Source organism: Alteromonas marina, assembly GCF_000808575.1.
In the GTDB taxonomy this organism is placed as follows: domain Bacteria; phylum Pseudomonadota; class Gammaproteobacteria; order Enterobacterales; family Alteromonadaceae; genus Alteromonas; species Alteromonas marina_A.
In genome coordinates, this window is sequence record NZ_JWLW01000067.1 from 36,842 (window position 1) to 57,973 (window position 21,132).

Sequence of the window (21,132 nt, forward strand, 5' to 3'; positions counted from 1 at the left end):
TTACTCTTTAAGGGATGAATGTGAGAAAAAGATTTGATTACATAGATGCTTTAAGAGGGTGGGCGATATTTGGAGTCATAGTTACTCATGTTAGCTCCCTCATTAATTATGAAGGAGTGCTTACTTCTTTAACGGGAAGGGGGGGGCTTGGTGTTCAGCTATTTTTCATGATAAGTGCTTTCACCATATTTCATTCACTCGATAATTCAAAGGGGAAAGAGAATTTTCCTGTGAGCAACTTTTTTATCAAAAGGTTGTTAAGAATCGCTCCAGTTTATTGGCTGGGAATTATAGTCTATTCCCTGATTTTTGGGTTGGGGTCTAGAGGTTGGCTTCCGGGGCCTGAACTATGGCATTACCCACTTCATTTTACATTCACTAACTTATTTCACCCTGAGAGTCCTAGTTCGGTTGTGCCAGGTGGTTGGTCTATAAGCTGTGAAGTTATTTTTTATTTTCTTTGCCCAATTCTTTTCGCGTTAATACGAGATATTAAGTCAGCAATTTACTTTTCCATAATCACAGTAGCCGGAGGAATAGCTTTTCTTAAACTAACAGATGCTTATCTTATAAACGAGATGTCTAAAAGTTTTGGCCAAAAACTTAGCGAACAGTATTTTTATCGAAGTATAATTTCCCAAATAGGCTGCTTTTCTTTCGGAATTTTATTTTTTCATATAGGTAAAAGTGGTAAATTAAATAAATACCTAGAAATTAAGAGCTTTTCAAAACTCCTTTTGTTTATCGGAGCTATTGGGCTTGTTATTATGTATGTGCTTAAGCCAGGTTATCATTATGTAGCAGGCTTCTCTTTTCTGTGTATTGCGCTGTCAGTTTCTAAACGAGATAATTTTTTTATAGTTAATAGGCCGATTATTTTCTTAGGGAAAATAAGTTTTTCAGCTTATATATCACACTTTTTGATAATATATTTTTTGAAAAATCTCTTTTTTATTGAAAACTTTTACACGCTTACATTATTGACTTTTATTATTGTGGTTCCGATATCATTTCTACTTCATTTATATGTTGAGAAAACATTTATCGGTCTGGGGAGAACATGGATAAGTCGTCGCGAAAAACCAGTTGTTACGTTAACAGCTAACTGATGATCAAAACTGGGTAAAAAATTGCCAGATTTTAAAGAGCGCTATTCCTTTGTTTTATAGTCGTTTATATCATCTTTATAGCCCTCCATGTGGAGGGCTCTGCTTAATTCAACCATCTCTTTACAAATTCAGCCATCTCAGTGTCTTCTCCGAGCATAGCGGGCCCACATCGTGGGTCGTAGCTCCATGCGGTCCATCCAATATGGGGTCTTGCGTCTAAATACAGTTTAAGTGGTTCTCCGAAGCTTTCTTGAGAGGCGTTCAATAAAGGATTTTGATTTACAGAGCTCCACCCCCATTCAGTTAACACCATTGGAATGTTTTCTGCTGCGTTTCCGAAAAGCCCGTCCCATCTACTAGGTTTCCAAAGCGGATATACATGGGTTACGTAACCTATATTTTTACCAATTACGGGGTTGTTGACAGCAAAAGAAGACGCCTGCGACCAATGTGGTGAACCAACTAAAATTACGGTGTCGGGGGCATAGCTGCGAATATGGTCTACCCAAGTTTGCGCGTATTCTCTGTATGCATCCCAATTTTCTTGCGTTCTAGCTTTGGGTTTGGTTGGTTCGTTAAAGACTTCGTATAAAACATTAGGGTTATTCGCATAACGTGGTGCCACGTTCGACCAAAAGTTCATTAGTTCTTCGTTCACTTCTGGATCGGTCCAATTCCCTATTTTGTGCCAATCTATAATGCAATAAACACCATTTTTATTACACAGTTCTACAGCAGGGTCTATACGCTTGCGCATGTATGGACCTGCGCCTTCAATTTCCCACATTCTAGGTTGAACTGGCAGTCGCAATACTTTGGGGCTCCATCCGGTTTCAGGATCTGTTACTTGCTTTATTTGGTCTAGGGGCTTGTGCCACGCGAGCGAGCATAAACTTACACCTTTAAGCGTAACGGCAGTGCCATCTTCTTGAATAAACTTATTTCCTAATGTAGACAGCTTTGGAAGTGTATTATTAGAAGCATTATCACCAGCGGCGGTCGAGTTCAAACTAAGCGTAGGGTCTAAATTTGCGTTCACCAGTAACTCAACTATTTCTGCTTTGTACAACATGCTGTAATTTTCAGCGCTTTTGGCAATTACGCTAGCTTTTGCTGGATATAAAGCTAAAAGGGCACCCATTTTCGATTTTGTTTCGTCAATAGCATTATCTTCCCATTTAGCAAGTGCGCCGAAGTTTCCATCTGAAATTGATGTTAACGTCCCATCTTCATACATCTCTGCAATTTGCATTATCTGCTGGGCTGAAAGCTTTGCAGGTAAACGCTTTTCCAAAAAGGTTTGCGCATAACTATTTAAATCGAAATTAGCAACTTTACTTTGACTTACAATGCTAGCTAAAAGCACATCGCCAAGTTGGGTAGATTGTTCGACGCGGTTTGAGGTAGAAGAACAAGATATTAAAGCCACACTAGCTATAAGCATGAAAATAAGTTTAAGAACTGCAACGATAAAGATTTGGACTTTCATATGAAATTCCTTTGGTCTGCAATTTGAGAAGTGCCAAGTTTATTGGCAGCTGGGGACTAACGATGAAAAGCACTGTGCAATAACTCAGGTTAAGTGTAGTTAGCGCAACTTTATGTAACAAGACAAATCTATTCTTTTGTCTATTAATTAATATAACTTTTCGCTTACGGTGCTATATCCCACAAAATTTCGCCATTATCAGCTATATAGGGTAGCGGTAATGTCTGTCACTCGTGTAAACTACCGCTTTTATTTCAGGCAAGCCTTAGCGCACAGAAAAATTCTTCCTAAGCTTTGGCCATGCAGTCATCATGTAAATTGAGGAAAACATGGAGCTTGACGCTATTATCAATCAGGCACAAAGCCAGATTGACGCTGCACAAGATGCAGCCACATTAGACCAAGTTAGGGTCGAATTCATGGGTAAGAAAGGTAAACTTACCGACTTACTTAAAGGGCTTGGAAAGTTATCGAACGAAGAACGTCCTGCCGCGGGCCAAAAGATTAACCAAGCTAAGCAAGTTATTCAGCAAGCTATCTCTGCAAAAGGTGAGTTTTTACGCACTGAAGAGCTTAACAAAAAGCTAGCAGAAGAAGCCGTAGATGTAACTTTGCCTGGGCGTACTGAAAAACCAGGTAATTTGCACCCGGTTAGCCGCACTATTGCGCGCATTGAATCGTTCTTCGGTGAACTTGGCTTTTCAGTTAAGACTGGCCCTGAAATTGAAGATGGTTTCCACAACTTCGACGCGCTGAACATTCCTGCGAATCACCCAGCGCGTGCCGACCATGATACCTTTTATTTCAACCCAGACATGATGCTTCGTACGCAAACCTCTGGTGTTCAAATTCGTACTATGGAAGCAGAGAAGCCACCACTGCGTATTATCTCGCCAGGGCGCGTGTATCGTAACGACTACGATCAAACTCACACGCCAATGTTCCACCAAGTGGAAGGTTTGATGGTTGATAAGAACGTTAGTTTTACCGACCTTAAAGGTATTTTACACGACTTCCTACATCACTTTTTTGAAGAGTCGCTAGAAATTCGCTTCCGTCCGTCTTACTTCCCATTTACTGAGCCTTCAGCTGAAGTAGACGTTATGGGTAAAAACGGTCAGTGGCTTGAAGTATTGGGCTGCGGCATGGTGCACCCAAATGTACTTAAAGCGGTAGGTATCGACCCAGAAGAGTACACAGGTTTTGCCTTTGGTATGGGCGTAGAGCGTTTAACTATGCTTCGTTACGGTGTTAACGACTTGCGCGCGTTCTTTGAAAACGATCTTCGTTTCCTTAAGCAGTTCAACTAAGGCAGAGAGTACACATGAAATTCAGTGAAAAATGGTTAAGAGAGTGGGTTAACCCGTCGCTGTCGGCACATGAGCTGTCTGAACAGTTGAGCATGGCTGGCCTAGAAGTAGACGGCGTTGAGCCAGTAGCAGGCGATTTTAAAGGCGTGCTAGTAGGTGAAGTCGTTGAGTGCGGTCAGCACCCGAACGCCGACAAACTGCGCGTAACTAAAATTAACGTAGGCGGCGAAGAGCTACTAGATATCGTTTGTGGTGCGCCTAACTGCCGTCAGGGGATTAAAGTAGCAGTTGCTGTTGTTGGCGCTGTATTACCTGGCGACTTCAAAATTAAAAAAGCGAAGCTTCGCGGCGAGCCGTCATTCGGTATGCTATGTAGCTTCTCTGAGCTAGGTATTAGCGACGACCACGATGGTATTATCGAGCTTCCAGCCGATGCACCTATTGGCGAAGACATTCGCGATTACCTTGGACTTGATGACAACGCCATTGAAGTAGACCTAACCCCAAACCGTGCAGATTGTTTGGGTATTCGCGGTATTGCCCGTGAAGTAGGCGTGCTTAATAACCTTGACGTGTGCGAGCCTGAAGTAGCTGCGGTAAACGCAACTATTGAAGATAAATTATCAATTACGTTAAGCGCGGATGACGCATGCCCACGTTATTTGGGCCGTGTGGTTAAAGGCGTAAATGTAAAAGCAGCATCGCCACTGTGGTTAGTTGAAAAGCTTCGTCGTTGTGGTATTCGCAGCATCGACCCCATTGTAGATGTGACTAACTTTGTATTGCTAGAGCTTGGCCAGCCAATGCACGCGTTTAACCTTGCCAGCATTGAAGGCAACATTAACGTACGTATGGCGAACGAAGGCGAAGCCCTTACGCTACTTGACGAAACCGAAGCTAAGCTGCAAAGCAACACTTTGGTTATTGCTGATGACAACAAAGCGCTAGCAATGGCGGGTATTTTCGGTGGCCTACACTCTGGTGTAACGACTGAAACCCAAAACATTTTGCTTGAAAGTGCATTCTTTAGCCGTGATGCGATTATGGGGCGTGCTCGTCAGTACGGTTTGCACACCGATGCGTCGCACCGCTATGAGCGTGGTGTAGACCCGCTACTTCAGCGTAAAGCAATGGAGCGCGCTACTGCACTAGTTCTTGAAATTTGTGGTGGTGAAGCTGGCCCTGTTGTTGAAGCTGTGGCTGAAGACAAGCTACCTAAACAGGCAACGGTTACGCTTCGTCGTGAACGTTTAGCGCGTGTACTTGGCATTAGCATTGATGATGCAAAAGTAACAGAAATGCTTAACCGCCTTGGTTTAGACGTTACACAAACTGAAGCAGGCTGGGAAGCGGTTGCGCCAAGCTATCGTTTCGATATCTCAATTGAAGAAGATTTGATTGAAGAAATTGCGCGCGTATACGGCTACAACAACATTCCAAACGTGGCGCCAAAAGCGACCTTGGCAATGCTACCTTCGCAAGAAGCTAAGCTTCCGCTAAATACAATGAAGTCGTTGCTGCTTAGCCGTGGCTACAATGAAGCAATTACTTACTCGTTTGTAGACCCTAAAATTCAAAACGCATTGTTCCCAGACGTGAAAGGCATGGTGTTACCACACCCAATTTCATCTGATATGTCGGTAATGCGCGTAAGTTTATGGCCGGGTTTGCTAGGTGCTACTGCTTATAATCAGAAGCGTCAGCAACAACGTGTTCGCATGTTTGAAACCGGATTACGCTTTATTCCTCAACAAGATGCGCCAAATGGTGTATTGCAACAACAAGTAATTGGTGGTGTAGTAGCAGGGCGTCGTAACGAAGAACATTGGGACTTGGGCGACAGCCCGGTTGATTTCTTCGATGCAAAAGCAGACGTTGAGGCGTTGTTGGCACTTACAGGCAGAACCGGTGAGTTCCAGTTTGTTACAGGGCAACACAGTGCGTTACACCCTGGCATGACGGCAAAAATTTTGCTTAATGATGAAGAAGTTGGCTATATTGGTGCTATACACCCGCAGTTCACTAAATTGCTTGGTGTTAACGGCCGCGTATTTGTGTTCGAACTAGTGGTAGATGCCATTACCGATCGCAAGTTACCGTCAGCTGTACCAGTATCGCGCTTCCCATCGAATCGCCGTGATATTGCTATTACGGTTAAAGATGAAGTGCGTGTAGGAAATGTACTTTCTTACATAGAAAATATTGGCGTAAATCAACTAGTTGCTCTAAACTTGTTCGATGAGTACAAAGGCAAGGGAATTGAGCCTGGCTATAAGAGCCTTGCTTTGTCACTTCATTTACAAGATCCGGATAAAACCTTGGAAGAAGCTGAAATTCAGCAAGCTGTAGATACTGTGGTTAAAGGTCTGGAATCTGAGTTTGGGGCCGCGTTAAGAGAGTAAACTATGGCATTGACCAAAGCCGAGATGGCTGAACACCTATTCGAGAAACTAGGCATTAACAAGCGTGATGCGAAGGATCTGGTAGAGCTTTTTTTCGAAGAGATTAAAGGCGCTCTGGAATCTGGTGAGCAAGTAAAACTGTCAGGTTTTGGTAACTTTGACCTGCGTGATAAAAACGAACGTCCTGGCCGTAATCCTAAAACCGGTGAAGACATTCCAATTAAAGCGCGCCGCGTGGTTACATTCCGCCCGGGTCAAAAATTGAAAAGCCGAGTTGAAAACTCTGAGCCTGTCGACCAATAATCTTTAGGTCGTTACAATACTGAAAAAAGAGCGGGGTCTCTCGCTCTTTTTGTATTGCTTCTTTTTAACAGTGCACCCGCACTGATTTTCATATGCAATTTCTTTGGAGGAAAGTGTGAAAAAAGCACTTGTTGTTCTTGCTATTATTGTTGCCGCTACCTTTTCATGGTTTGCATATTTGTCGGTAAATGCAGACAACCGAGATCAAGATGCAGCGCAAGTTCCACTTATAACGGTAATGGAAATTCTTCACGCAAGCGATTTGCAAGCAGGCGTTAAGCAGGCTGTTAAAGAGGGAAATGACGAAGCTGTAAATTCATGGATGGTGCAAGCCCGTGAAGTAGGGCTGGCTGCTAGTCTATCTTCTGAAGATATGGATTATCTTAATTCAGAAACTGCGAAAGACTACGTAGTATTCAATGCTAAGCGTCAGTTGTACAACGAAGCGTTTGAAGCGCGTTATTATGCATTGGAAGAGGTAGAAACGCTTAAAGAGCAGTATCCGGAAGCCAAAGACTTGTTTGCTCGCACTGATGCGCTGATTGAAAAGCGCGACGCTATTATTCAACAAATAGGGGTAGCTATTTCAGGAAGCGAACAGCCTGACGAAGCAGCGCTTGAAGAAGCACGTAAACAGTGGTTAGCGCAGGCGGCCAATTAGGTTATGACTTAGGCTATTGCTCGCGCTGCACTCAAACACTCATCAGAAACCTATACCACAGACCAGCTTCATACACCTTCCTACTTTTCGTACTATAAATTTGTTGAAAGCCTGATTTGAAGATGTACGCAATTTGGCGTACATTTGTCGTGCGTGTGGAGTGCTGGGTGGGTTACAAGGAAATAAAGCGACAGATCATTGACTGTCTAAATAAAGGATACGTTTCCCATGAGCAGAGGAACGATATTGACGTTAAAAATTTATTGGCAATTGGGCAAGTGTCGCTTAAGGAAGTTGCCGAAATTATAGGTCGAAGTCGAGGAAACGATTATTCGCCCAGCCTTCATCATTTTGATAGCAGCATTACGGTACACATAATTAAGACTAGGCGAGCCGGTCATAATTGGTATGTTAAATGGTATTTCGTAGAGCCGAATAGCGTTTGTATTCGCGTACATCATTAAGGAGAAGATATGAAAATTTTCAAAGTCGGCGAGTCGCAGAAAGCGGCATGCAGCACGTGCCAGTCATTTGAAAATGCGACATTTCAACTTAGAGATGTTCCTTTCAGTGATGGTACGGGAGTGGTTAAAAAGGTTTTGGTGGGGGTATGCGATAAGTGTGAAAGCGTAACCGTGTTACCTCACCAATCTACACCTGCGGTTAAACGTCAATATGAAGCAAAGCGAAAGCCAGTGGAAGGGCGTTTACCTGCGCATTTAATCGATATTCTAAATTTAGCGACGATGGAAATTGGTGCAACTACAGACTTTGTTCCAAGCATGATGAAGTACTACATTCACTCATTGTCTGAAGATGAAAAGTCAGCAAAAGAGATAGCGAGTTACCTTCAAAGTGACTTGGCAAAAGGTAGATCAGAAAAGCGCCTATCGCTAAAAGGGCGTAAGATATTCGAAGACATAGAGCACCTTAAATCACTCTCTCACATAGAAAACACCACTGATTTACTGAAAGGTATAATCCTTAAGATAAACGAAGACGTGCTGATTAAAAAAAGGCTCAAACCAATCGAAAACCTTAAGAACATAATGGCAGCAGTCGCATAACTAAAAGCTGCATTGTAAGTTTTCGCTAACGCAGCTAACCATATATTGGGTTGTAAAAAGTTAATTTACCGAAATATCTGCAAATTTAGCGCTTGTTAGCGAAGCTAAATCGGCAGGAGAAAGGGCCACTTCTAACCCTCGCTTTCCCGCGCTTACGTGCATAGTGGCAAGGCCTTCAGCGCTTTTGTGAATTACGCTGGCTAACCGCTTTTTCTGGCCCAACGGACTTACCCCACCTAATACATATCCAGTGGCAACCATTACCGCGTTTGCCTGAGCCATTTCTACCTTTTTTACACCTAATGCTTTTGCCATTTTCTTCTCGCTTAGCTTGGTGTTTACGGGCACTACGGCTACGGCCAATTTATTGGTGTCTGTGCTAACCACTAAGGTTTTAAATACGGTATCGGCGTTAAGATTTAGTTTTTCAACGGCTTCCAGACCATAAGACGCAGCATTGGCATCGTGGTCGTATTTTAAAACCGTATGTGCGATACGTTTTTTAGTAAGCAGTGTGATTGCGGGTGTCATTCAACCTCTTTTTTATAGAATGTTCGGCTGTGAATAGGCTCGCTCGGTAGTAGGGGCGTTGGCGCGTGAGTGGCGTAGTCGTTAAAACCTGCTGTAAAAAATTCTGACAGCGGATGACCGCTCTGCCCACCAGGTAAGGTTAAAATGGCATCTTCTAAGTGACCTGGGCTTACAAAAAATCGCTCCGATGCGCCAAAGCTAGGGGCTTGCACTGCGGGCATGTAAGTATCGCCAAAGCCTTCCACTTGCTGCATATTTAACATGCTTCCTATTAATGGAATTTGACTAGCGAAGGGGTGCTCTACCGATAGGGCATTAACCTTACCCCAAGCTAGGGCTTCCATATCAGCTTCTACCGGAGAATACTTATCTAGTAACTTGTGTTTGGCTCGGCGGTAAGCGTCTACCAGTAACTCGTCGAAACTTTCAGTGTCTGCAGGCAACCAAGAATCAGGTTGGCTATGGATAAGCTGCCAGGTAGCTGGTTCAATACCTCTAAGCAGACTACGGCTGTTTACACCTTGTTGATCTAAGTTCGAAAGTAAACCACCAAAAAGGGTTTGTATCACTTCGCGCCTAAAGTGTTTAACTAAGGTATAGCCTACCGAGTCTTCACATGCGCATTCTTTCCACGCGTTTAAATAAGCAAGATCTGGCTTAAACTCAATATCTTGCATGTTCAGCAAGCCGTACAATAGGTGTTGCCATGGAATAAGAAAGCGAGCGTGATTATCTAACTGTATGGCGTAGAAATCGGTTTCACTGAAGGTGTCTTTTTCAAATAGCCTGTCCCTTATCTGCTGGCCGCGAGCACCCAGAGCATAGCCACCGTCGCCCCATACCTTGAAATCTTCAGCTGATATAACTCTGGCATTGGCTGTCCATATTCTTCCCATTTCAGGGTTTAACAGCATAGGCAGTTTTGTAGCGCGTTCTGGCATCGTCGCGTCTTGCTGTTTTATAGCGGTGAACGACGCTTTTTTCCTATCCAAAACCGCGCCGCCAGGTAGCCACGCAGCATTACCGGTTTCATCTACAATAACTAAGTTCTGTGTTGGGATGGCAATGCGCTTACCTATAGTAATAGCTTTTTGAACATCCTTTATGGTGCCGAAATTTATGATACCCAAATTAGCAGCAAAAGGATGGTGCGCTACCCAATTAAGCGCGTAACGCTTGCCGTTAAGTTCTCTTACAGGACCGTACTCGCTTACTTCAAATGTGAATTCATGCTCACCGTCGGGTAGGGGGATACGCTCTGTTACAGTGTTCGTGGGCGTTGTATTATCTAGCTCTATCCAATCCACGTTATCAAGGTTCGCGTTTGTAAAGCCCCACGCGATATGACCGTTGGTACCCACCACTATTCCAGGTATACCTGGTAAAGAAACGCCCGTTACCTGCACCTTGCTACCCGATTCCTGGTAGTTAAGCTGGGCGCGATACCAAATAATAGGTACCCGCAAGCCTAAGTGCATGTCGTTTGCTAAAAGGCCTGCACCTGTTGCGGTGTGACTTCCGGTAACCGCCCAATTATTACTGCCGATATCGGGAAGTTCGGTACCCATGTATTGGGCACGAGCAATTGCCGTATTGTTGTATTTTATATGGTTTGCGCTAGATGGTGAGGCGTCTTGCTCTGTGTTTAAATCCGTGTTTTCTCCAGTGCCTTGTTCAGAATGTTGGTCGCGTTCGCTGTCTTGCTCATTAATAACGGCACGCAGCGAAGCAGGGTACTGTGGAATTTCAGCCTCTAGTAATGGTATTTCGCTGGCATCTAACGCAGCTTGATAGTTGCTTGGCTGCGTAATAAACCCATAAATATCGTTCCCAAAGGTTGTGAGCAAAGCTTCTCTTGCTAAATCTAGTTCTACCTGAGTACCTTGTAAGTCTAAATACATACTGTAAATAACAAGAATACTGTCGGTGGGTTGCCACTGTTTTATGTCAACACCTGCGGCTAGGTACTCAAAAGGCGGTAGGGTGTATTCCGACAAAGCGTCATTAACACCGTGCGCATAGCGTACCAAAAGCTCTTGTTGTTTAGAGGGAAGGTAATCAAACACGGCTTTTGCACGTTTTTCGAATTGGTGAAAGCGGGCTTTTTTATCAATGTCTAGGGCTACATCACCCACCCATTGCGACAAACTTCCCGAAGCGGCGCGCCGCTGTAAGTCCATTTGAAAAAAGCGGTCTTGTGCGTGGGCAAAGCCTAAAGCGTAGGCTGCATCGAAAATATCGTCGGCGTTAATGACGGCATGACCTAAGCCGTCGCGGCTTAACTCGGTGGGTGCGTTTACGTGATAGGTGGCACTATTGCCATCAAGCGCGGGTAAGCTTAGCCGAAGCGATATATAAAGCCCCAAAGCCACTATTAGAAGCAGTGTTAAAACACTTAAAACCAACCACTTGAACCAATTTATCACGTGTAAAACTCCCTATTTTTCTCTATCCTAACCACAGAACTAGCAAAATTGAAGTGATGTTTTATGACACATACTAAGGCGGTGCCGTGGGGCCATTAATGTTGGATTGTCAGGCCGAAGAACTTCTGCCTGAAGAAAAGGAAAAATTAGCCCATCCTGTTGTGGGTGGCGTAATTTTATTTAGTCGTAATTATCATGACAAACGCCAGCTTTTTGAACTGGTTAAAGATATAAGGCGCTATGCAAAACGCCCAGTGCTAATAGCCGTCGATCATGAAGGGGGGCGCGTTCAGCGCTTTCGCGAGGGCTTTACCGCTATACCTGCAATGGGTGATATTTTAAAGCAGTCAGAACATCAGGATGAAAGTGCAGCGTACGCTAAGGCGTGCGGGCTAGTATTAGCCCACGAGCTTAAAACTCTAGATATCGATTTTAGCTTTGCGCCGGTACTTGATATTAACGGTGTGTCGCAAGTTATTGGCGACAGAGCATTTGCTGACAATGCACGTGAGGTCATACGCCTTGCTACCCACCTTATTCAAGGGTTAAAAGCCGTGAATATGCCTGCTATAGGCAAGCACTTTCCAGGGCACGGTAGCGTGGCGCCAGACTCGCACATAGCACTACCAGTAGATGAGCGCGATTTTGAGGAGATCCGTAGCACCGATATGGTGGTGTTTGAACGATTAATAGAGCGTTCAATGCTTGATGGCGTTATGCCTGCACATGTTATTTATAGCCAGGTGTGCGATAAACCGGCTGGGTTTTCACCCAAATGGCTACAAGATATACTTAAGCGTGATTTGCGCTTTGGTGGCGCTGTATTTTCTGACGACTTGTCTATGCATGGAGCAAGTGTTGCCGGAAGCTATGTGGAGCGCGCTGAGGCTGCGCTAAATGCTGGCTGCGACATGGTCCTTGCTTGCAATAATCCAGAAGGGGCCGAGAGTATTCTAGATGGATTAGAAGCACGCTTTTCTGACTTGAAAGAGGGCGACTCAAAGAAGCAAGAGAAAGTTATGGCGCTTTACGGGCGGGTTATGCCTGCAGGGCTTAATGATAAGTACGACAGTGCCGTTGAGTTGATAAAGCAATTAAGCGAACGGTAGGTGTTATACCTACCGTTTTATTCATCGTTTATATTAGTAAGTTATCTCGGTGTACGTTTGTCTGCTCTATAGCTGATTTAATGAGTGCCTGTTTCCATGGGCGCATCATTGGCAATTCGATACCCGCATTTTACACCTTAGTTTCGTCTACCCCGGCTTCTACATTCATAAAGCGCGCAAACGTGAAAAGGAAGTCGCTTAAGCGGTTTAAATACGCGTGTACTACTTCGGGTACGTCGTAGTGTTTGGCAAGGCTGATAACAGCGCGTTCAGCACGGCGACATACAGCGCGGCATACATGAGCTTGCGCAGCAGCTTTGCAGCCGCCGGGCAGTACGAATGACGTATTGGGCGGCATTTTACTTGTAATGGTGTCTATCAGGCTTTCTAGGCTTTCAACGTCGGCTTGCTTTAATGTAGAGCTTGCAGAGATGGCAAAACCAGCTTGGAACAGGTTACGCTGAATATCGTGCAGGATAGGCTGATGTGCTTTATCAACATGAGCGGCTAGCAAACCAATATGGCTATTGAGTTCATCCATGTCGCCGTAGCTCTGTACCACCAAATCATCTTTATCAACACGTACGGCTTTGTCGGCATAAATCTGTGTACTGCCTTTATCACCAGTGCGAGTGTAAATTTTCATAAAAACCAATTCTCTTAACTAAATTTTTTGCTGCTTTTAACCAGTGCCTTAACGCGATGCTAAAAACTTACTGTTAGCAAACTTTGCAACCTAGAAAGCGCCCAATCTTTAGCAAGCGCGCATAATGCTATTCGCTGACATCAGGGCGATTGTAACGGCGAATTTGTACCACAAAGCCAAATAGAGGATGGTCGAAGTAGTGGAGTTGAGTACTTATTACACGACGTTGTTCGGCTAACGGGACTGACACTAACTTATATTCGGTTGGTGTTGCTTGGCCAGCAGATGCGGCGTTACTTTCTTCACTACTAAAGTAACTTAGCGGCACTGGTTGGCGGTAGAACATCTCACCATCCACATGAAGATACGGCACGCGGTTAATGTATTTAAGGAATACTTTTATTGTGCCGTCAATTTCCCAAATGGGTGTTCTAAGCGATGGGTCTAGGGCGTTGTCGTCGCCTTGCTCCACAATTATGGCGGTATCCAATGCTTTAAACGCTTCATATTTTATAGCTTGTGGCTTCGATAGCCGGCGGTCAATATCAGCAAAGATATCTGAAGTGGTGGCTATTTCGGTTACGCTTTGAGTGGTTGTACTGCCTTCGTTACTATTCAAATCTGCAGTAGCGTCATAGCCGAACTCTGACTCACTGTTGGCTGACTTAATAAGTGCTGTGTTGCTTTGCTGCGCTCGCATGTCGCCATTTAAGTCGAATTTCTGCGCGTAGTTCTGACCGCCGAAGAGTCGAACGTCAAAAGCGTTGTTTTGGCCGAACATAACAGGCTGGCGCCAGGTAGCATGAAATAAGCGCTCCAGTTGTCGGTTCGAACGAATTTGGCGAGAAATAGATGATAGTGCTTGTTGCTCACTAGTTAGTAGGTGAGCTTTTGAAGCTAGAGGCCAGTCATGCCCTTCAACCACAATAGGCAGGCTAGCAGGGGCGGGCATTCTGTTGTCAGGCTTGTTAACCTTCCAGACAATAGCCGGCTTCAGTGTAGACTGAATTGGGAGAGTGTGGTCTGAGGTATCGTTTGTTAGTGATTCGCTGCTTACATCAGCCTCTGTTGCGGCCATAACGTTTAGCACAGTGTTAAATTCTGCGCTAAGCCAAGGCTTTGCTTCTTCGCAATATTTAAAGGCAGGTACAGTAACAGGCGCAGTTTTTTTTACGCCAAAAAACGATGTCCAGTAGCTAGCGATAGTGGCTGCATCTGGTGCGTTACCTGCAACTTCTTCATTTGCATAGCCAAGGTTTTCGGTATAACCCAGCGATAAATAAGGCTCGCGATCTTGGCTGGTATTTAAACCTTCCTCACTTTGAGAGCTATCTCGCTGCCCGCTATTGGCACTAGGTTGTAACAAGAAGTCTATGTCTTTTGAAGGAATGTCAAAAAGGGTTTCGTTTGGCCATTTTATTGCAGTGTCTGCACCGCAAACGGGTAAGCCTTGCTTCAAATAGCTAATATCTGGTGCAATAACGTCGCTGATGATGTCTGCCTGAGCGCGAGGGGCTGACAGGTCGTCAGCCAGTGAAAATTGCTCTTCTAACTCCGTCAGCGCCACGTTGCGTTTAAATGCAATCACTTCCACATCAAACCACCAGTTGTCATTGGCGTGGGCCGTGGTTGAAATTGTTGTTAAAAATACAGCGCTAATTGATGCGACTAACGGGCACCAGCGAGATAACTTCATGTTATCGCGACTCCTTTGCAAAATCGGCAATAATATCGCTAATAAACGCGATGCGCTCTTTAGCTGTTTCGGTCTTTTTCACCAAACGCAGTTTTTGGCTACCTTCAAACTTAAAGGTGTTGGGTTTGGTTTGTACCAAGCTAATAATAAAGCCTGGGTCGACCTTGGTAGTTTCTTTAAACTCTATGGTACCGCCTTGGGCCGACAAGTCTACTTTTAGAATGCCTAATTCTTGGGCTTTTAGTTTAATTTCAGCTACTTCTATCAAGTTTTTAGCAGGCTCTGGTAATAGGCCAAAGCGGTCAATACATTCTACCTGGAATTCATCAATGTCGTCTTGCGTTGTGCAGCTTGCCAGGCGTTTATATAGCGATAGGCGAGTATTCACGTCGGCAATATAATCTTCAGGTAACAGGGCTGGAATACGAAGTTCAACTTCGGTATGGCCTGAGGTTGCATCGTCTAATGACGGCTCTCTACCTTCTTTAAGCGCGTTAACGGCTTTATCAAGCATGTCCATGTAAAGGCTAAAACCAATGCTGGCGATTTGCCCTGATTGGTCATCGCCTAACAGTTCACCGGCACCACGAATTTCTAAATCGTGCGTAGCAAGGGCGAAACCTGCACCTAAATCTTCAAGCTGAGATATAGCTTCTAAACGTTTCACTGCATCTTTTGTCATTCGCTTTGGATGCGGTGTTAACAGGTAAGCGTAGGCTTGGTGGTGTGAACGACCTACACGGCCACGAAGCTGGTGCAGCTGCGCTAAGCCTAAATGGTCGGCTCTATCCATAATAATGGTGTTTGCGCTTGGTACATCAATACCGGTTTCAATGATAGTGGTACAAACAAGCACGTTGTAGCGCTGGTGGTAGAAGTCGCTCATTACGCCTTCTAATTCGCGCTCGCGCATTTGACCGTGGCCCATTGCAATACGTGCTTCGGGTACAATTTCCGCAATTTCCTCCACCGTGCGTGCAATGCTTTCCACTTCATTGTGAAGGAAGTAAACCTGACCACCACGTAATATTTCACGCATGATGGCTTCGCGAATAACGGCTTTGTTTCGCTGCTGCACAAAGGTCTTAATAGATAAACGACGGGCCGGCGCTGTAGCAATAATCGATAAGTCGCGCATGCCAGATAGCGCCATGTTAAGCGTACGTGGAATAGGCGTTGCGGTAAGGGTTAGAATATCTACATCGGCACGCAGTGACTTGAGCTTCTCTTTTTGACGCACGCCAAAGCGGTGTTCTTCGTCGATGATCACAAGGCCTAAGTCTTTGTATTTTATATCGCTAGATAGCAATTTATGTGTGCCTACCACGATATCGACTTTGCCTTCGCCGATGCGCTCAACCACAGATTTTTGCGCTTTACCGCTTACAAAGCGGCTCATGACTTCAATTTCAAACGGCCATGCCGCAAAACGGTCTTTAAAGTTCTCATAGTGTTGCTGCGCAAGCAGGGTGGTAGGCACTAATATGGCCACCTGTTTACCAGCATTAGCGGCAAGGAAGGCTGCGCGCATAGCAACTTCTGTTTTACCAAAGCCTACGTCGCCGCATACTAAGCGGTCCATCGCTGAAGGACTGCCCATATCGTGCATAACCGCAGCAATGGCTTGGGCTTGGTCGGGCGTTTCTTCAAAGGGGAAACTGTCTGAAAATGCTTGGTAATCGTCCCAATTAATTTGGTAGGCAAAACCTGGCTTGGCTGCGCGGCGAGCGTATACATCTAAAAGCTCGGCGGCTACGTCACGTACTTTTTCAGCGGCTTTTTGCTTGGCCTTTGACCATGCGTCAGAGCCTAAAGCACTGACTGGCGCGCTGTCTGCGTCTCCGCCGGTATAGCGAGATATCAAGTGAAGCGAAGCAACAGGCACATAAAGCTTAGATTGCTTGGCGTACTCAATACATAAATATTCAGTAGCAACGCCGCCTGCATCTAGTGTTTGTAGCCCTAGATAACGGCCCACACCGTGGTCTAAATGCACTACAGGTTGGCCAATAGAAAGTTCGGCCAAGTTACGAATAATGGCACTTTCATCGGTGGCGGTGCGTTTATCGCGTAGACGGCGCTGACTTACTTTTTGGCCTAGTAACTCCGTTTCCGTAATAAATAACAGTTCGCCTTCCTGGGTTTGCCAGCGAAAGCTGTTATCAACCATACCTACCGTGATTCCAATAGTATCGTGGCTTGCTATGAAGTCGCTGAAGCTATCAATAATCTTGGGTTTTATGCCTGCTTTGGCAAGCACAGTGATTAAGCCTTCTCGTCTGCCTTGGGTTTCAGCACAAAACAGTACTTTAGCCCCGTTGTCAGTAGCCTGATTTACGGTTTTAATAAGTCTTTCAGCAGGTACTTTTTTCTGCGAGTTAATCGCAATGTCATCAAGCTTTTCACACTGAAGGTTGGTAGACCCCTGTTTTTCTTCAAGTACCTTGCTGGTTAGAGAAGCACGAGGCCACTGTTTGATGGCTCCAAATAGTTCGTTGATGGGTAAGAACAATTCATCTGGCGCAAGTAGCGGGCGAGCTAGGTTATAGCGATATTGCTCGTAACGTTCTTGTACATCGGCCCAGAAGAACTCGCTGGCGTCTTGCACATCACCGTGAAGTAGAAGCAGGCTTTTTGGGTGAAGGTAGTCAAAGAGCGTGGCGGTTTTTTCAAAGAAAAGGGGAAGGTAATACTCCACACCGCTTGGCATGGTGCCTTTGCTTACCTGAGAAAAGACACTTTCAGAGGCGTTGTTTACATCGAACTTTTCTAAAAACTGCTGGCGGAAAAGGGTGATTGCTTCTTTATCTGTTGGGAATTCACGGGCCGGTAGTAAGCGAATTTTATTTACCGCTTCACCCGAACGCTGGGTTTCCGTATCGAAATAGCGAATAGAGTCAATTTCATCGTCGAACAAGTCTATTCGAAACGGCTGGTCGCTTCCCATTGGGAATAGGTCGATAATGCTTCCGCGTACCGAGAATTCGCTGTGGCTCATCACCTGGCTAACGTGAAGATAGCCAGCTTGCTCTAAGTTGCGCCTAAATTGGTCTCTGTCTAAGGTGTCGCCTTTGTTTAGCATCAGTAGGTACTTTGCTAAATAGTCGGTAGGCGCAAGGCGCTGCATAAGCGTGTTAACAGGAACAATAAAAACGCCTTCGACTTGTTGGGTAAAGCGAAACAGCGTTTCTAATCTTTGCGAAACAATATCTTGATGAGGTGAAAAGGAGTCGTATGGCAGCGTTTCCCAGTCTGGAAACAGGGTAATGGGCGTATCTTTTTGATTATCGCTTAAGAAAAATGCTATTTCTTTTTCAAGCTTCATTGCCGATGGCGTATCGGCGGTAATTAATACAATAGGGCCTTTATATTGGTTTAGCGTTTGGCTGATACACAGCGCGGCGCTGCTGCCTTGCAGTTGGCCCCATTGTTTGTGATCTTGTGATGAGGCTTCTTTTTTAGGCGCAGGTAATGGAAGCGATAATAAAGTGGCTGTCATGACGTCCTGTTTTTTAAGTGCAAGATGAGTCTTACGGCTTATATACTGTTGTTAGGGGTTATTCAGATCCCGCTTTTTTCTCTTTCGCCCGTTTTCTTAGTTGCTGTGTTTGAATATGCAAACTGGCGCGAACTAAAAGCTCCTGATCTTGCTCTCGAATGGTATTAAAAATAAAGGCGATATGGTAACTATCTTCAACTTGCTCGCAAGTAATAACTTCGCCAAAACAAAAAATTGCTGCGGCTTCGGCATCAAGAAAAAGCTTTAGTTCAGCGTGTGTCCCTACTTCTAGTGGGTCACTCGACTCAATAATTACGCCACCACCACCCAGTTTTACCGTTTTGAAGCGGTATTCTGGTTCGTCTTGCTGGTGCAACACAAACGACATCATTAGGTCAATTTTTCGGGACTGATGATTTAGGTATTCGGCCAAGGTTTCGGCGTGATCACCCAAGTTTCTTAATGGGCGAATTGCCTGCGCTTCTAAAGCGGCCATTTCACTGGCAATGCGAAATGCATAGGGCATCGATTCTTCTAGGTTTTCTTCATCAGGTACTTTTTCATTGGCACCTAATGGGCGCACGTTTGCATTTATGCTGTGTGCAATAGAAAAGTATTCATCGAATTGGGCTTTTTTTTGTTCTAGGCTTAGTTCGCTCACATTATTCCTCTGCCACTAATTCTTGTGCAGTTAGTAACTTATAAGTAGTATACCGACCACGTAGTATACCCACTTTACTATTTTGGGGTTAACCCGTCATCTCGCCTTTGGGCTACTTATCTGAATTATTTATTCATTAAGCATAGCTAAATGTAAGGCAGATTACCGTATTACTGAAAAGCAAGGCGCTATGTTTTATCCTCTTTCTGCATTCATTGCTTATCGTTATGCCAAGTCTAACAAAGCAAGCCAAACCAGTTTCGTCTCATTTATCAATCGATTTTCAGTGGCTGGCATCGCACTGGGATTAATGGCGCTTATTATTGTCGTATCAGTTATGAACGGCCTAGAAGGGCAGTTAAAACAGCGCATTTTAGGCATAGTCCCCCATATCGAAATTACAAAGACACCCATCGCAACAACAAGCCTTAGCAAGACACCCATTCAAAACAGCTTTAACAACGACGTTACAGAGACACCCAACACAAGCGTTAATACTGGGTCAGTTAGCGAGACACCCACTCAAAAACCGTCCAACTTGAAGCGTTTAGCTATAGAGGAAATTAGCATGACACCCATGGAAGGTGTCGTGACCACCATGGGGTACAGAGAGGCAGAGGCAGTTGTGCAATCTCGCTCAGACCTTCGAGGCGTGCAGGTTCACGGCGTTCAACCTGATGTGATGATTGAGCATACTTTGGTTGCAAATCATATGGAACAAGGTCGATTTATTGATTTAACGGAAGGGAGCTTCGCCGCCATAATTGGGCGCTCTCTTGCCATTAAGCTTGAAGCGCGCGTTGGCGACCGCTTGCGAGTTATGGTTGCTGGCGCCAGTGTTTATACTCCGTTTGGAAGAATGCCAAGTCAACGGCTTGTGACAGTGGTGGGTGTCTTCGATATGGGCTCGCAGATGGATGATAAGGTGATGTACATGAACCTTGCGGATGTGAATCGCCTAATGCGTGACCCTAAAGGGAGCGAACAATCGCTCAGGTTGTTTTTAAAAGATGCGTTTAACTACCAAGCCGTTGTTGATGAGTTAACGGATAGGGTGGGTGTCTCTGCAAGTAACGTTCGAACGTGGCGGGAGCGTCAGGGGCCGCTGTTTGATGCAGTAAAAATGGAAAAAAACATGATGACGCTTATGCTGCTGCTCATAATTGCGGTGGCGGCTTTTAACATAGTGTCGGCACTGGTAATGGTGGTCACCGAAAAGCAGGGCGATATTGCGGTACTTCAAACTCAGGGCATGTTGCCGAGTTCGGTTATGTGGATATTTGTATTAAATGGTTTATTTAACGGGGTGAAAGGTGCGGGTATTGGTCTGCTTTTAGGTGTAATTATTACGCTTAATTTAAACAATATCTTGGACGCGATAGGTTCGCCATTAGCGCTTTCTGCAGACGGTAGAGGCCTGCCAATTGACATGGACGTAGTGCAAATAACAAGCATCACATTGTTGTCTTTGTTGTTATGCGTTTTAGCCAGTGTTTATCCTGCACGCAAAGCGATGAAAATAGCTCCTTCACAAGCGCTTCAAAACGAATAAATAGTTGAATTTACCGTGCAAAAGGCCGCGAAATTCACTATACTCGCGGTCTTTTAAACTTTGCCCAGTGAGACGTCATGAACAAGAATTTTATCACCTCGCAATCGCTTCTACAGGATTCCTTTCGCTTAGCGGCAAAGGTGTATGAAGACGGCTTTCGCCCTGACTTTATTATTGGTATTTGGCGTGGTGGTGCTCCAATTGGTATCGCAGTTCAAGAGTTCTTCGAATTTAAGAATACGTCAACCGACCATATCGCAGTACGTACATCGTCTTACTATGGAATCAATAAACAGTCGAAAGAAATCCGTGTTCACGGGTTACATTACTTGGTTGAAAATGCCAATGCTGACGACAAGCTTTTGATTGTTGACGATGTTTTCGATTCAGGCCGAAGTGTTGACGCACTTATCAAGCAAATTAATAAGCTTATGCGCCTAAATATGCCAAAAGATATTCGCATTGCATGTCCATGGTACAAGCCTCAAAACAACACTACTGATATCGTGCCAGATTACTTCGTTAACGAAAGTGACGAGTGGCTTGTGTTCCCTCATGAAATAGCAGGTTTGTCAGAAGAAGAAATTCGTGAAGGCAAGGGTGAACTGTCTGACGTTATGGATATTTTGTTCCAAAAGTAGCTGCTATATAGCGCTTTTTGCAATTAAGAA

At 44.8% G+C, this 21,132-nt stretch carries 16 protein-coding genes; 9 read left to right on the plus strand and 7 right to left on the minus strand.

Annotation, left to right across the window (positions count from 1 at the left end):
• Positions 1-20 precede the first annotated feature (20 nt).
• Entirely contained in the window at positions 21-1,109 is a 1,089-nt protein-coding gene (locus tag RJ41_RS17965; protein ID WP_039223779.1) for an acyltransferase family protein, read from the plus strand.
• Between the two features lie 103 nt (positions 1,110-1,212).
• Here the strand turns inward: RJ41_RS17965 and RJ41_RS18790 are convergent, their stop codons facing one another.
• Positions 1,213-2,598, minus strand: a complete 1,386-nt coding sequence (locus RJ41_RS18790; RefSeq protein WP_052235515.1) for a glycoside hydrolase family 5 protein — start codon at positions 2,596-2,598, stop codon at positions 1,213-1,215.
• A 329-nt stretch (positions 2,599-2,927) separates the two neighbouring features.
• Here RJ41_RS18790 and pheS point away from each other — a divergent pair, with 329 nt between their 5' ends.
• The 5 genes from pheS to RJ41_RS18000 all read left to right on the plus strand — a co-directional run bounded on the left by pheS (position 2,928) and on the right by RJ41_RS18000 (position 8,341).
• Positions 2,928-3,908 carry a phenylalanine--tRNA ligase subunit alpha gene (gene pheS / locus RJ41_RS17975; RefSeq protein ID WP_012518127.1) on the plus strand — a complete coding sequence of 327 codons (981 nt, stop codon included), beginning with the start codon at positions 2,928-2,930 and terminating at the stop codon, positions 3,906-3,908.
• Between the two features lie 14 nt (positions 3,909-3,922).
• On the plus strand, positions 3,923-6,310 hold the full coding sequence (gene pheT, locus RJ41_RS17980) for a phenylalanine--tRNA ligase subunit beta (protein ID WP_039223782.1): 2,388 nt from the start codon (positions 3,923-3,925) through the stop codon (positions 6,308-6,310).
• A gap of 3 nt (positions 6,311-6,313) precedes the next feature.
• Complete coding sequence (ihfA, locus tag RJ41_RS17985; protein ID WP_012518129.1) at positions 6,314-6,613, plus strand: integration host factor subunit alpha; 300 nt, start codon at positions 6,314-6,316, stop codon at positions 6,611-6,613.
• 115 nt (positions 6,614-6,728) lie between these two features.
• Positions 6,729-7,274, plus strand: coding sequence for a hypothetical protein (locus tag RJ41_RS17990; protein ID WP_039223785.1), 546 nt, complete (start codon positions 6,729-6,731; stop codon positions 7,272-7,274).
• Between the two features lie 473 nt (positions 7,275-7,747).
• The gene (locus RJ41_RS18000; RefSeq protein ID WP_039223788.1) at positions 7,748-8,341 is read left to right on the plus strand and encodes a hypothetical protein; all 594 of its coding nucleotides are present in this window, start codon (positions 7,748-7,750) and stop codon (positions 8,339-8,341) included.
• A gap of 60 nt (positions 8,342-8,401) precedes the next feature.
• Here RJ41_RS18000 and ybaK read toward each other — a convergent pair whose 3' ends face one another.
• Positions 8,402-8,872: a Cys-tRNA(Pro) deacylase gene (gene ybaK / locus RJ41_RS18005; protein WP_039223791.1), complete on the minus strand. Its 471-nt coding sequence runs from the start codon at positions 8,870-8,872 to the stop codon at positions 8,402-8,404.
• On the minus strand, positions 8,869-11,298 hold the full coding sequence (locus RJ41_RS18010) for a penicillin acylase family protein (RefSeq protein ID WP_039223794.1): 2,430 nt from the start codon (positions 11,296-11,298) through the stop codon (positions 8,869-8,871). The genes ybaK and RJ41_RS18010 overlap by 4 nt, the downstream gene beginning before the upstream one ends.
• Positions 11,299-11,396: 98 nt before the next feature.
• Between RJ41_RS18010 and nagZ the strand changes: the two genes are divergently transcribed.
• On the plus strand, positions 11,397-12,407 hold the full coding sequence (gene nagZ, locus RJ41_RS18015) for a beta-N-acetylhexosaminidase (RefSeq protein WP_039224112.1): 1,011 nt from the start codon (positions 11,397-11,399) through the stop codon (positions 12,405-12,407).
• Positions 12,408-12,537: 130 nt separating this feature from the next.
• Here the strand turns inward: nagZ and RJ41_RS18020 are convergent, their stop codons facing one another.
• The 4 genes from RJ41_RS18020 to RJ41_RS18035 all read right to left on the minus strand — a co-directional run bounded on the left by RJ41_RS18020 (position 12,538) and on the right by RJ41_RS18035 (position 18,909).
• On the minus strand, positions 12,538-13,053 hold the full coding sequence (locus tag RJ41_RS18020; RefSeq protein ID WP_039223797.1) for a cob(I)yrinic acid a,c-diamide adenosyltransferase: 516 nt from the start codon (positions 13,051-13,053) through the stop codon (positions 12,538-12,540).
• Between the two features lie 127 nt (positions 13,054-13,180).
• Entirely contained in the window at positions 13,181-14,749 is a 1,569-nt protein-coding gene (locus RJ41_RS18025) for a CsiV family protein (RefSeq protein WP_039223801.1), read from the minus strand.
• 1 nt (position 14,750) lies between these two features.
• Positions 14,751-18,248 (minus strand): transcription-repair coupling factor, encoded by a 3,498-nt coding sequence (gene mfd / locus RJ41_RS18030; protein WP_039223805.1) that lies wholly within the window; start codon positions 18,246-18,248, stop codon positions 14,751-14,753.
• 58 nt (positions 18,249-18,306) lie between these two features.
• On the minus strand, positions 18,307-18,909 hold the full coding sequence (locus RJ41_RS18035; RefSeq protein WP_039223807.1) for a PilZ domain-containing protein: 603 nt from the start codon (positions 18,907-18,909) through the stop codon (positions 18,307-18,309).
• A 190-nt stretch (positions 18,910-19,099) separates the two neighbouring features.
• On the opposite strand from RJ41_RS18035, the gene RJ41_RS18040 reads away from it, so the two are divergent.
• The gene (locus tag RJ41_RS18040; RefSeq protein WP_039223811.1) at positions 19,100-20,461 is read left to right on the plus strand and encodes an FtsX-like permease family protein; all 1,362 of its coding nucleotides are present in this window, start codon (positions 19,100-19,102) and stop codon (positions 20,459-20,461) included.
• Between the two features lie 77 nt (positions 20,462-20,538).
• Positions 20,539-21,102, plus strand: coding sequence for a phosphoribosyltransferase (locus RJ41_RS18045; RefSeq protein ID WP_039223813.1), 564 nt, complete (start codon positions 20,539-20,541; stop codon positions 21,100-21,102).
• Positions 21,103-21,132 lie beyond the last annotated feature (30 nt).

Excerpts from the sequence above, each read along its gene's own strand:
- mfd (WP_039223805.1), bottom strand. The coding sequence starts at position 18,248 with ATGACAGCCACTTTATTATCGCTTCCATTACCTGCGCCTAAAAAAGAA.
- RJ41_RS18045 (WP_039223813.1), top strand. The coding sequence starts at position 20,539 with ATGAACAAGAATTTTATCACCTCGCAATCGCTTCTACAGGATTCCTTT.
- RJ41_RS18025 (WP_039223801.1), bottom strand. The coding sequence starts at position 14,749 with ATGAAGTTATCTCGCTGGTGCCCGTTAGTCGCATCAATTAGCGCTGTA.
- RJ41_RS18000 (WP_039223788.1), top strand. The coding sequence starts at position 7,748 with ATGAAAATTTTCAAAGTCGGCGAGTCGCAGAAAGCGGCATGCAGCACG.
- nagZ (WP_039224112.1), top strand. The coding sequence starts at position 11,397 with ATGTTGGATTGTCAGGCCGAAGAACTTCTGCCTGAAGAAAAGGAAAAA.
- ihfA (WP_012518129.1), top strand. The coding sequence starts at position 6,314 with ATGGCATTGACCAAAGCCGAGATGGCTGAACACCTATTCGAGAAACTA.
- RJ41_RS18790 (WP_052235515.1), bottom strand. The coding sequence starts at position 2,598 with ATGAAAGTCCAAATCTTTATCGTTGCAGTTCTTAAACTTATTTTCATG.
- pheS (WP_012518127.1), top strand. The coding sequence starts at position 2,928 with ATGGAGCTTGACGCTATTATCAATCAGGCACAAAGCCAGATTGACGCT.
- pheT (WP_039223782.1), top strand. The coding sequence starts at position 3,923 with ATGAAATTCAGTGAAAAATGGTTAAGAGAGTGGGTTAACCCGTCGCTG.
- ybaK (WP_039223791.1), bottom strand. The coding sequence starts at position 8,872 with ATGACACCCGCAATCACACTGCTTACTAAAAAACGTATCGCACATACG.
- RJ41_RS18020 (WP_039223797.1), bottom strand. The coding sequence starts at position 13,053 with ATGAAAATTTACACTCGCACTGGTGATAAAGGCAGTACACAGATTTAT.
- RJ41_RS18040 (WP_039223811.1), top strand. The coding sequence starts at position 19,100 with ATGTTTTATCCTCTTTCTGCATTCATTGCTTATCGTTATGCCAAGTCT.